At 62.4% G+C, this 11,732-nt stretch carries 11 protein-coding genes and 3 tRNA genes; 10 read left to right on the forward strand and 4 right to left on the reverse strand.

Annotation, left to right across the window (positions count from 1 at the left end):
* Positions 1-33 precede the first annotated feature (33 nt).
* Entirely contained in the window at positions 34-2,481 is a 2,448-nt protein-coding gene (locus tag ACX93L_RS14890; protein ID WP_459405576.1) for a penicillin-binding protein 1A, read from the forward strand.
* Positions 2,482-2,580: 99 nt separating this feature from the next.
* A protein-coding gene (prfB, locus tag ACX93L_RS14895; protein WP_459405577.1) for a peptide chain release factor 2 occupies positions 2,581-3,709 on the forward strand; the annotation gives its coding sequence in 2 pieces (ribosomal slippage) (positions 2,581-2,649 and positions 2,651-3,709; 1,128 coding nt in all).
* 219 nt (positions 3,710-3,928) lie between these two features.
* On the opposite strand, the gene ACX93L_RS14900 is transcribed toward prfB, so the two are convergent.
* Complete coding sequence (locus ACX93L_RS14900) at positions 3,929-4,444, reverse strand: hypothetical protein (RefSeq protein ID WP_459405578.1); 516 nt, start codon at positions 4,442-4,444, stop codon at positions 3,929-3,931.
* Between the two features lie 12 nt (positions 4,445-4,456).
* Positions 4,457-5,230: an NAD kinase gene (locus ACX93L_RS14905; RefSeq protein ID WP_459405579.1), complete on the reverse strand. Its 774-nt coding sequence runs from the start codon at positions 5,228-5,230 to the stop codon at positions 4,457-4,459.
* Between the two features lie 166 nt (positions 5,231-5,396).
* On the opposite strand from ACX93L_RS14905, the gene ACX93L_RS14910 reads away from it, so the two are divergent.
* Positions 5,397-5,472 (forward strand) — tRNA-Thr (locus tag ACX93L_RS14910).
* A gap of 134 nt (positions 5,473-5,606) precedes the next feature.
* Here ACX93L_RS14910 and ACX93L_RS14915 read toward each other — a convergent pair.
* Positions 5,607-5,801: a hypothetical protein gene (locus ACX93L_RS14915; protein WP_459405580.1), complete on the reverse strand. Its 195-nt coding sequence runs from the start codon at positions 5,799-5,801 to the stop codon at positions 5,607-5,609.
* Between the two features lie 274 nt (positions 5,802-6,075).
* Here ACX93L_RS14915 and ACX93L_RS14920 point away from each other — a divergent pair, with 274 nt between their 5' ends.
* The 3 genes from ACX93L_RS14920 to ACX93L_RS14930 all read left to right on the forward strand — a co-directional run bounded on the left by ACX93L_RS14920 (position 6,076) and on the right by ACX93L_RS14930 (position 7,630).
* A complete protein-coding gene (locus ACX93L_RS14920; RefSeq protein ID WP_459405581.1) occupies positions 6,076-6,729 on the forward strand; it encodes an MliC family protein in 654 nt (217 codons plus the stop codon).
* The gene (locus tag ACX93L_RS14925) at positions 6,729-7,058 is read left to right on the forward strand and encodes a hypothetical protein (protein WP_459405582.1); all 330 of its coding nucleotides are present in this window, start codon (positions 6,729-6,731) and stop codon (positions 7,056-7,058) included. The genes ACX93L_RS14920 and ACX93L_RS14925 overlap by 1 nt, the downstream gene beginning before the upstream one ends.
* An 86-nt stretch (positions 7,059-7,144) precedes the next feature.
* Entirely contained in the window at positions 7,145-7,630 is a 486-nt protein-coding gene (locus ACX93L_RS14930) for a hypothetical protein (protein ID WP_459405583.1), read from the forward strand.
* A gap of 150 nt (positions 7,631-7,780) precedes the next feature.
* Here the strand turns inward: ACX93L_RS14930 and rlmB are convergent, their stop codons facing one another.
* Positions 7,781-8,665: a 23S rRNA (guanosine(2251)-2'-O)-methyltransferase RlmB gene (rlmB, locus tag ACX93L_RS14935; protein ID WP_459405584.1), complete on the reverse strand. Its 885-nt coding sequence runs from the start codon at positions 8,663-8,665 to the stop codon at positions 7,781-7,783.
* A 207-nt stretch (positions 8,666-8,872) separates the two neighbouring features.
* On the opposite strand from rlmB, the gene ACX93L_RS14940 reads away from it, so the two are divergent.
* From ACX93L_RS14940 to tuf, 4 genes are all read left to right on the forward strand, one after another.
* A tRNA-Tyr gene (locus tag ACX93L_RS14940) sits at positions 8,873-8,957 on the forward strand.
* Positions 8,958-8,978: 21 nt separating this feature from the next.
* Positions 8,979-9,052: transfer RNA gene (locus ACX93L_RS14945), tRNA-Gly, on the forward strand.
* Between the two features lie 185 nt (positions 9,053-9,237).
* The gene (locus tag ACX93L_RS14950; protein WP_459405830.1) at positions 9,238-10,311 is read left to right on the forward strand and encodes an NAD(P)-dependent alcohol dehydrogenase; all 1,074 of its coding nucleotides are present in this window, start codon (positions 9,238-9,240) and stop codon (positions 10,309-10,311) included.
* A gap of 206 nt (positions 10,312-10,517) precedes the next feature.
* Complete coding sequence (gene tuf, locus ACX93L_RS14955; RefSeq protein ID WP_169588649.1) at positions 10,518-11,693, forward strand: elongation factor Tu; 1,176 nt, start codon at positions 10,518-10,520, stop codon at positions 11,691-11,693.
* The last annotated feature ends 39 nt before the right edge of the window (positions 11,694-11,732 follow it).

The raw sequence follows: 11,732 nt of genomic DNA on the forward strand, positions 1-11,732 counted from the left end.
CGCTGAACCGAAAGCATTGCCGGTAGCTCGAACATGATCAGACTGATTGGTTATCTCTTCGGACTCGCGTCCGTCCTCGCCCTCATCGTCGCGGGCGTCGTCGCCGTTTATCTGAACGGGGTCTCCAGGGATCTGCCGGACTACGCTGTCCTATCGAGTTACGCGCCGCCGGTCACCACGCGCATTCACGCCGGCAACGGCGCGCTGATGACCGAGTATGCACGTGAACGGCGCTTGTTCCTGCCGATCCAGGCCATTCCCGATCGCGTCAAGGCCGCATTCCTCTCGGCGGAAGACAAGAACTTCTACAATCATCCCGGCGTCGATATCTACGGCCTCGGCCGCGCCATTCTCGTCAATCTGCAGAATTTCGGGTCCGGCCGCCGCCCGGTCGGTGCCTCGACGATCACGCAGCAGGTCGCCAAGAACTTCCTTCTGTCCGCCGACCAGACGATCGACCGCAAGGTCAAGGAAGCGATCCTGTCGTTCCGCATCGAGCAGACCTATTCGAAGGACAAGATCCTCGAGCTCTATCTGAACGAGATCTTCTTCGGCATGAATGCCTACGGCATCGCCGGTGCTGCGCTCACCTATTTCGACAAGTCGGTGACTGAACTCACCATCGCCGAGACCGCCTATCTCGCGGCCTTGCCGAAGGGCCCATCGAACTATCATCCCTTCCGGCACACGGAAGCTGCCATCGAGCGACGCAACTGGGTTGTCGACCGGATGGTCGAGAACGGCTTCGTCACCAAGGCCGACGGCGAAGAAGCCAAGAAGCAGCCGCTCGGTGTTACCGGTCGTCGGTCCGGCGCAAATGTCTTCGCCTCCGATTACTTCTCCGAGGAAGTCCGCCGCCAGATCATCGAGAAATACGGTGACAAGGCGCTCTACGAGGGTGGGCTCTCCGTTCGTACCTCGCTCGACCCGAAGATGCAGATCTTCGCCCGTAAGGCGCTGCAGGACGGTCTCGTCACCTATGACCAGCGTCGCGGCTACCGCGGCCCGGTAGCCAATATCGCCGTCTCGGGCGACTGGGGTGCCGAACTCGCAAAGGTCAAGGGCCTGAGCGACGTGCCGGAATGGAAGCTCGCCGTCGTGCTTGCGGTCTCCTCGTCGCGTGTCGATATCGGTCTGCAGCCCGCCACGGAGGCCGGCGGCAAGGTGGTCGCCGAGCGCGAGACCGGTCGCGTCATGGCCGACGACATGGATTGGGCCTACCGCTCCGCCAATGGCGACCGTAAGACGGCAAAGTCGCCGGAAGGCGTTTTCACTGCCGGCGACGTCATCTATGTCGAGCCCAATGGTGAGGGCGGTTACAAGCTTCGCCAGCCGCCGAAGGTGCAGGGTGGTCTGGTGGCCATGGATCCGCATACCGGCCGCGTGCTCGCCATGGTGGGCGGATTCTCCTATGCGCAGTCGGAGTTTAACCGCGCCACGCAGGCGATGCGCCAGCCCGGTTCATCCTTCAAGCCGTTTGTCTATGCCGCAGCTCTCGACAACGGCTACACACCGGCATCGGTAATCATGGACGCCCCGATCGAGTTCGTCGCCGGCGGTCAGGTCTGGCGGCCGCAGAACTACGGCGGCGGCTCGGCCGGCCCGTCGACACTGCGTCTCGGTATCGAGAAGTCGCGTAACCTGATGACCGTCCGCCTCGCCAACGACATGGGCATGAACCTGGTGGCCGAATATGCCGAACGCTTCGGCATTTATGACAAGATGAATCCGGTGCTGTCGATGTCGCTTGGTTCCGGGGAAACGACGGTGTTGCGCATGGTTTCCGCCTATGCGGTTCTGGCGAACGGCGGCAAGCAGATCAAGCCGACTCTCATCGACCGCATCCAGGACCGTTATGGCAAGACCATTTTCCGTCACGAGGAGCGTACCTGCGACGGCTGCAACGCCAATGCCTGGGAAGGTCAGGAGGAGCCCGCCGTCGTCGACAACCGCGAGCAGGTTCTCGATCCGATGACCGCCTACCAGATCACCTCGATGATGGAGGGTGTGGTCCTGCGCGGTACCGCTGCCGGCAAGATCAAGCTTGATCGCCCGGTCGCAGGCAAGACCGGTACGACCAACGATGAGAAGGATGCCTGGTTCGTCGGCTATACGCCCGACCTCGTCGCCGGCCTCTATATCGGCTACGACAACCCGACCCCGCTCGGCCGCGGCGCGACCGGCGGCTCGATGTCAGCTCCGATCTTCAACGAGTTCATGCAGGAGGCCGTTGCCGGCACGCCGCCTGGCAAGTTCCACCTGCCGGAGGGCATGAGCCTCATCCCCGTCAACCGAAAGACCGGCATGTACGCCGCCGAAGGCGATCCCGACACGATCACCGAAGCCTTCAAGCCTGGCACCGGCCCCGCCGACACCTTCTCCGTTATCGGTATGGAAGGCTATGCCGCGCCGGAAGAGATCCTTCGGGATTCGCCGCAGGCCAACCAGGCCGTGACATCCGGTGCCGGCGGCCTGTTCTGACCCTATCGACCCGTTTGAGCATGCGGCCGCCCCTTTACAGAAGGGACGGCCGCAACTAATTGACGGGCGAGTTTTTCATCCAAGGTGAAAGCGAGCGAAATGCGCAGTGAAATCGAGAATGTTGTCGACGAAATCAAGCAGGCCATAAGCCTGCTGAGGAGGCATCTTTGACTGGGACCAGGCGATAAGACGACTGGACTGGTTGAACAACAAGGCAGAGGATCCCAACCTCTGGAATGACGCCCAGGAGGCCCAGAAGCTGATGCGCGAGCGCCAGCAACTGGATGAAAGCATCAACGGCGTGAAGCGCCTCGAACAGCAAATGAAAGACAGCATCGAGCTGATCGAGATGGGCGAGGACGAAGGCGACGAGCAGATCGTCAAGGAAGCCGAGGACGCGCTGAAGGCGCTGAAGGCGGAATCCGGGCGTCTGCAGGTCGAGGCCATGCTCTCGGGCGAGGCCGACGGCAACGACACCTATCTCGAAGTCCATTCCGGCGCCGGCGGCACCGAGTCCCAGGACTGGGCCAACATGCTTCTGCGCATGTATATCCGCTGGGCGGAAAAGCAGGGCTTCAAGGTCGAGGTAATGGAAGTGCACGACGGCGAAGAGGCCGGCATCAAGTCCGCGACGATCCACGTCAAGGGCCACAATGCCTATGGCTGGCTGAAAACCGAATCGGGCGTCCATCGCCTGGTCCGCATCTCGCCCTATGACTCGAACGCGCGCCGCCACACATCGTTCTCCTCGATCTGGGTCTATCCTGTCGTCGATGACTCGATCCAGATCGACATCAACGAAAGCGACTGCCGCATCGATACCTATCGTTCGTCGGGTGCCGGTGGCCAGCACGTCAACACGACCGACTCGGCAGTGCGCATCACGCACATCCCGACCGGTATCGTCGTTGCCTGCCAACAGGAGCGTTCGCAGCACAAGAACCGCGCCAAGGCGTGGGAAATGCTGCGCGCCCGCATGTACGAGGCCGAACTGAAGAAGCGCGAGGAGGCGGCCAACGCCGAAGCCGCGTCCAAGACCGACATCGGTTGGGGCCACCAGATCCGTTCCTACGTTTTGCAGCCCTACCAATTGGTCAAGGACCTGCGGACCGGCGTGGAAAGCACCGATCCGGACAACGTCCTCAACGGCGGCCTCAACGAGTTCATGGAAGCGGCCCTGGCGCACCGGATCAGCGGCAAGGCCGACGCGGTCGCCGACATCGACTGATCTCCGGACGATCGAGTGCAGTCAGAAAAACAAACGGCGGGATTTGGGTCCCGCCGTTTTTCGTTCATGCGCGTTCGCCGGCGGGTGCGGCCGGAAGCGCGCCGGCCGTTTCGGGGCGGAGCGTCATGATCGCGATGAACGGCACCGCTGGCAACGCCGTTCACACCTTCCTGAAGGCTTTCAGCAAGCGTTGAAGCCGACAGGGCCGTTTTTGACGAATCAGTTCGTCTCGCGCTCGACGCGGATTTCGCCGAACTCGTCGATCAGCACGGTCCAGCCCTCCGGTTCGACCTGCTCGGGCGTGGTCTTCAGGTAGACGGTCGCGAAGAACCCGGCCTGGCGGCTGACACCTGTCGAATCTTCCGGGCGGATGTCGGTGACATAGGGCTTGATCGCCGAAAACTCCTCGAGCTCGACGCTTTCGATGAGCTGCGGACCGCCTTCCGTGCTGACGATCTGCTGCAGATAGACCTTGGCGGTGCGATCGGGCTGCCGGATGGAAACGAGCTTGTAATAGCCGCGCTGGGTTTCCGCGTCGGTCTTAGCCGGCGCCGGGGACGGTGTTTGACCGGACGCCTTCGGCGCGGTTTCGACGTCGGCGTCGCCCTCCCAGAAGCCGCCGCTGATCACGAAAGTCGCCGTCACGGGCAACTGGTCGATGTCGTCTGCCCGGACGGCAGTCGAGGTGAGAAACAGGGCGAGCAGGCCTGCACCGACGAAAAGCTGCGGGGTCATCTCATGTCTCCCTCAGTTTGAAAACTGTTCGGCGAGAATGCGATCCGACCAGGAGCGGTCGGGATCGGACAGAATGCGGGCCGTCGTGTCTTCCGATTGCGCGATCTTCACCTGGAGCACAGACTTGACCTCCGTGTGGTCGGCGACCGCGTTGACCGGCCGCTTCTCAGGCTCGAGCACGATGATGTCGACGCACACCTTGTTGGGCAGCAACGCGCCGCGCCAGCGGCGGGGCCGGAACGGACTGACGGGGGTCAACGCCAGAAGCGGGGCCTCGAGCGGCAGAATGGGCCCGTGGGCGGAGAGGTTGTAGGCCGTCGAGCCGACCGGCGTCGCCACCATCAGGCCGTCGCAGATCAACTCGTCGAGCCGTACCTTCCCGTCGATGATCACCCGGAGTTTTGCCGCCTGGTAGGACTGGCGCAGCAGTGAGACTTCGTTGATGGCGAGCGCGATCGAAATTGAACCGTCCGCATTGGAGGTCGTCATCCGCAATGGATGAAAATCGTTCTCGTCGGCGGCCGCGATTCGTTCATGCAGGTTCTCTACGGAGAAGTCGTTCATCAGGAAGCCGACCGAACCTCGGTTCATGCCGTACACCAGCTTGCCGGAATTCATCGTGTCATGCAGCGTCTGCAGCATGAAACCGTCGCCGCCAAGGGCCACGATCACGTCGGCCTCTGTTGGTGCGACATTGCCGTAGCGCGCCACGAGGTCTTCACGGGAAGCCTGGGCTTCCTCGGCGTTGGAGGCGATGAAGGAGAGCGAGCGGAACGAACGCGACATGGACAACCCTTTTTGGTCGCGACTGTGGTACATGATAAAGGGCGTGACCGACAAGGCGTTTGACGGACCGAGGAAGGGCGCGTTCTCTACCCGCTCCACAGCCAAACTGACGACTGCCAGATTTTTCTTTACCCGGCGCGCAAATCTGCTTAATGACGGCAACAATGCCCTTGTAGCTCAGTTGGTAGAGCACCTGATTTGTAATCAGGGGGTCGCGGGTTCGAACCCTGCCGGGGGCACCATTTCTTGAAAAGCTTGGATATATAGCCGCCGGTCGTGGCCGCGTACCTGCATTTGCATTGCGCATTCAGGTCCGCGGATTAGGCGAATTTTCATCGTCCCGCCGCCACATGTCCTCCGGCGCAGCGCCCGTTCCTCACGCGTAACCGATCAGGTCCGGCTGGACCTTGCGGCCGGCGCCGTAGTCGCGGGCATAAGCGCCGCGGCGAACGTCCTGGCGGGAGACGGCGCGCAGGTCGACCAGCGGGATGGTGAAGGCACCGTCGGCAAAGGTGCCGGTATCGGGCGTCTCGATGGTGTTTTCCCGGATGGACGTCAGCAGCGCGAACATGGTCTTTCCTCCCAATTGCCGAGAAAACGGCGGAGCGATAGTTTGAGTTCCCAACCCTATCAGGCGATCCGTTGACCGATCGTTAACCACGATCGCGACCGGGATATGGCAGCCGGCCCATTTTCGGGAGCATTGGCCCGAAGGCCGGCAAAGGCGTTCGCACGGGATCTCTCTATGCGGCAAACAGAACCGTTCATGCGGCCGGCGAGACCTCCACTTTCCGGCGGCCGCGCCCTCTGGCATCGTGTTGCCGAAACCAGTTCGGGAGATGTTCATGGCCTGCATTCGGCAATCTGCGTTCACGCTCTTGCTGGCGGCGTCCGGGCTGTGTCTCGCGGCCGCGGGGGCCCGGGCGACCGAGGTGCAGTATCGTTGCGAGGTCGGCAGCTTTCTTTCGGTCGAGTACACGGACGGTTCCGGCGAGGTCCGGTTGGCCGACGGAACGGAACTGTCTTTGCCCGAGCAGCCGGCGGCCTCCGGGTTCTGGTACGCCTCCGGTCGCCACGAATTGCGCGGCAAGGGAGACGAGGTGCGGTTCGCCATCGGGCGTCGCACGCCGATCGTCTGCCATGCCGAATCGACGACCGGACGGCTGTTCGATGTGCCGCGCGCGGAAGGCGTCGCGCTGGCTGCGGGCGACACCGAGTTCGACATGCCGGGTCGATTGCGCTGCCGGCACTATGCAGATTTTGCCCTGAAGGAACTCGACCTCGGGGAAAAGGGGGCGGCGGCCTTGTTCATCGCGCCCGCCTCTGCGGGCTGCAAGCTCGGCGAACCGGGCGACCGGCAGGTCGAGGACGATACGGCCGGCTATCTCTGGGGCGCCAAGGGGCCTTACGTCATCTTCAAGGGCGCTGACGGCTGGAACGGTGGCTTGCCCTTCGTCGTCTATGAGGCCCAAACCGGCGCCGCCTGTTCGACGACGTGATGGCGGGGGACGACATCGAAGCCGCGAAGGTCAGCGATGCCGACGCTGTCTTCCAATATCGCCGGGTCTATGCGGCGGATTGCTCGCTGCTGGCCGCGCCAGAGAGCTGTGCCTCAAGGATCAGGAAGGGGCTCGATCTGGCAGCCGACCGGGCGATGCCGGATTGCCGGCCGGCCTACCAGCCTTTGATCGATTCCGATCCCGCATCTTCCGCCACGATAAAGGCCTGGCCGAACGTGATCGAGTATCCGGTGTCGCGCAAGGTCGCCGCCGCCGGCACGAACCTGTCGGCACGCCCGGGTGACCTTGCCTGTCGTGCGCCGGAGTAATTTGACGTTTGGCAAGAAATCGCAATTTACAGGTGCAGGAATTCGGCATCTACTGAAGCTGCGGCTATCAAGGACGGAGCTTTGCCATGATCCTCGGAATGACGCCTTTCACCCTGTTTCATGTTGTCCTGAGCCTGATCGGCATCGCCGCGGGCTTCGTCGTGCTCTCCGGCTGGTTGCGGTCCGACCGCAGGTCCGGCTGGACGGCCCTCTTCCTGCTTTCCACCTTTGCCACGGTGATCACCGGCTTCCTCTTCCCGTTCAGCGGCTTCACGCCCGCAATCGGGGTGGGGATCATCGCCACGGTTCTTCTCGTCCTGGCAATCGCGGCGCTCTATCGCTACCAGTTGGCCGGCCGGTGGCGGGCGGTCTATGTGGTCTGCGCGGCGGCCTCGCTCTATCTCAATGTCTTCGTGCTGGTAGTGCAGGCCTTCGCCAAGGTTCCGGCGCTGAATGCGCTTGCCCCAACCGGTGCCGAGCCGCCCTTTGCCATCGCGCAGGGCATGGTGCTGCTGGCCTTCTGCGCCTTCGGCTATCTCGCGGTCAGTCGCTTTCACCCGGCCACGGTATAGCACGGGCACTAGGACGCGAGCGCACCTGGCGCGTTTCGTGAAGAAACGCGCACAAGGATTCGAAATGATTCGACAGTTTGGACGTTCGCTTCCCATGCCGGCCTCGGCATTGAGGGTCGGCATGGCGGATCGGCTTGCGCCCGGGCCGGCTCAGGCGCCGGATTTCGCCAGATATTGGCGGGAAGCGTAGAGCGCAATCGCCGCCGCATTCGACACATTCAGCGACTTGATCGCGCCGGGCATGTCGAGACGCGCCAGCGCGTTGACGGTCTCCCGCGTCTTCTGCCTGAGGCCCTTGCCTTCGGAACCGAGTACAAGGGCGATCTTGTCGCCGGACAGCGTGCCTTCGAGCGGCGCCGGCCCCTCCGAATCAAGGCCGACCGAATGGAAGCCGAGCTTGTGCAGCTCGTTCAGCGCATCGGCCAGATTGGTGATCTGGATATAGGGGATGAGTTCGAGCGCGCCCGATGCCGATTTGGCCATGACGCCGGATTCGGTCGGGCTGTGGCGCATGGTGGTGATGACGGCACCGGCGCCGAAGGCAACCGCGGTCCGCATGATGGCCCCGACATTGTGCGGGTCGGTCACCTGGTCGAGCACCAGCAGAAGCGGGCTGTCCTTCAGGGCCTCCAATCGGCGAACGGGGAGCGGGCGCGTTTCGAGCATGACACCCTGATGGATCGCATCCGGGCCGAGCTGCTTGTCGAGATCCTGGGGTGTCACGATTTCCACAGGAAAACCGAGCGCCGCCACGGGGGCGATCTCCAGCCGCACCAGCGCGTTCTGGGTGACGCTGAGCTTGATCGGCTCGCGCTCCGGGTTTTCAAGGGCGGCGCGCACCGTGTGCAGGCCGTAAAGCTGGACCTGGTCCGGCGCGAGCTGCGGCGGTGTCCAGTCGGTCTCTTTCTTCCGTCCCTTGCGGACATCGGGCGTCGGGATCTCACCGCGTTCGCGCTTGGCGTCGCGTACCTGGCGGCGCAGCGTCGCATAGTGGCTGTCACGGGCGGATTTGTCTGTCTTCGGATCTTTTACCATGCGGTCTTATAACCGTGCGGCCCCTTCCGCGATAGACCTGCTGCGCCGCAAGGCTTTTTCCAAAGGGCGAAAATTTTTCCGAATTTTTCCTTCGTCATCGTGTTGACATGAGAGGGAAGGGCCGTCATATACCCGCCGCAGATCGCGGGGCCAACGCCACCGCAATCTCGACTGAAAAGCTTGGTCGCTTGATCCGGACGAAAAACTGGAGAGATGCCCGAGTGGTTAAAGGGGACGGACTGTAAATCCGTTGGCTTCGCCTACGTTGGTTCAAATCCAACTCTCTCCACCATTCGTCCTCGGATCGATTACCGCGGGTATAGCTCAATGGTAGAGCAGCAGCCTTCCAAGCTGAATACGCGGGTTCGATTCCCGCTACCCGCTCCAGGCCAACCTTTCCAACCATTCCTCTGAATGTATTCAACGCCTTGCCACCGGCAGCGCTCGGTTTTTCCGGCCGACGTGCGCTGCCGCCGTCGCAGCGTTTGCATTCCAGGGCGGTCGTATTCACGCTTTCATATAAATGCACTAGCCTGCGTCGCGTCCATCACATGCTTGGAGGAACGACCATGGTGCAGAAAATGAAAGCCGCGATCTTTGTCGAAAAGGGGCGCATCGTTCTCGATGAGAAACCGATCCCCGATGTCGGTCCGCTCGATGCGCTGATCCGCATCACCACGACCACCATCTGCGGAACCGATGTCCACATCCTGAAGGGCGAGTATCCGGTCGAGAAAGGTCTGACCATCGGCCACGAACCGGTCGGCATCATCGAGAAGCTCGGCTCGGCCGTCGAGGGCTATGCGGAAGGTCAGCGGGTGATCGCCGGCGCGATCACGCCCTCCGGCCACAGTTATGCCTGCCTCTGCGGCTGCGGTTCGCAGGACGGTGCCGGTACGAAGCACGGCTTCAAGGCCATGGGTGGCTGGAAGTTCGGCAACACCATCGACGGCTGCCAGGCCGAATATGTCCTCGTCAAGGATGCGATGGCCAATCTGAGCCCGATCCCGGATCACCTGACCGACGATCAGGTGTTGATGTGCCCCGATATCATGTCGACGGGATTTTCGGGCGCGGAGAGCGGCGGCGTGCGGATCGGTGACACGGTGGTTGTCTTCGCCCTCGGGCCGATTGGCCTCTGCGCGGTGGCGGGCGCTAAGCTGATGGGGGCTACGAAGATCATCGGTGTCGACACGCTCGCCTCGCGTATGGAGGTTGCCAGGAAGCTCGGTGCCGATCATGTGATCGACTTCAAGGCGGGTGATCCGGTGGAGCAGATCATGGCGCTGACGGATGGCCGTGGCGTCGATGTCGCCATCGAGGCGCTCGGTACGCAGGGAACCTTCCGTTCGGCACTCCAGTCGTTGCGCCCGGGCGGCACGCTGTCGAGCCTCGGCGTCTATTCCAGCGATCTGACGATACCGCTCGGCGCGTTCTCGGCCGGCCTCGGCGACAACAAGATCGTGACGACGCTCTGCCCCGGCGGCAAGGAACGCATGCGCCGCCTCATGGAGGTTTGCGCATCGGGTCGCGTCGATCTCAAGCCGCTCGTCACCCATCGTTTCAGGCTGGACGATATCGAAGAAGCCTACGAGCTCTTCGCCAATCAGCGCGACGGCGTGCTGAAAGTGGCGATCCAGCCGTAAGTCAAGCGAGGCAATCGATCTGCCGGGCGCCACCCCGGCGTCTGGCAGATCCGTCTTTGCGCCGGCCGGGAGGGCAGGGCGCGGCCTCGTTCCGGCCGTTTGGGCCGAAAGCAATTAGGTCTTGCGCAATCCACGCGAAAGCCTTAAACGGCGGGACCAAACCGGTTCGCCGGGTCAACCTTTTTTCGATCATAGGAAGCATTCAAATGGCAAAGAGTAAGTTTGAGCGCAACAAGCCGCACGTTAACATTGGCACGATCGGCCACGTTGACCATGGCAAGACGTCTCTGACGGCAGCGATCACCAAGTTCTTCGGTGAGTTCAAGGCCTATGACCAGATCGACGCGGCTCCGGAAGAAAAGGCCCGTGGTATCACCATCTCGACGGCTCACGTCGAGTACGAGACGGCCAACCGTCACTACGCGCACGTCGACTGCCCCGGCCACGCCGACTACGTCAAGAACATGATCACCGGTGCCGCTCAGATGGACGGCGCGATCCTGGTTTGCTCGGCTGCCGACGGCCCGATGCCGCAGACCCGCGAGCACATCCTGCTCGCCCGTCAGGTTGGCGTTCCGGCTCTGGTCGTGTTCCTCAACAAGGTCGACCAGGTTGACGACGCCGAGCTCCTCGAGCTCGTTGAAATGGAAGTTCGCGAACTTCTGTCGTCCTACGACTTCCCGGGCGACGACGTTCCGGTCATCAAGGGTTCGGCTCTGGCCGCTCTCAACGACTCGGACAAGAAGATCGGTGAAGACGCCGTACGTGAGCTGATGGCCGCCGTTGACGCCTACATCCCGACGCCTGAGCGTCCGATCGACCAGCCGTTCCTGATGCCGATCGAAGACGTGTTCTCGATCTCGGGCCGTGGTACGGTTGTGACCGGCCGCGTCGAGCGCGGTATCGTCAAGGTTGGTGAAGAAGTGGAAATCGTCGGCATCCGTGCGACGACGAAGACGACGGTTACCGGCGTTGAAATGTTCCGCAAGCTGCTCGACCAGGGCCAGGCCGGCGACAACATCGGCGCTCTGATCCGCGGCGTTGCCCGTGACGGCGTCGAGCGTGGCCAGATTCTGTGCAAGCCGGGTTCGGTCAAGCCGCACAAGAAGTTCAACGCTGAAGCCTACATCCTGACGAAGGAAGAAGGCGGCCGTCATACGCCGTTCTTCACCAACTACCGTCCGCAGTTCTACTTCCGCACGACGGACGTGACGGGCATCGTCACGCTTCCGGAAGGCACGGAAATGGTTATGCCGGGCGACAACGTCACGGTTGTAGTCGAGCTGATCGTTCCGATCGCGATGGAAGAAAAGCTGCGCTTCGCTATCCGCGAAGGCGGCCGTACCGTCGGCGCCGGCATCGTCGCCTCGATCATCGAGTAATAGTTCGATCCGCACGGATTGATGAGAACCCCGCTGGCA

It is taken from the genome of Rhizobium sp. CAU 1783, from assembly GCF_054551725.1.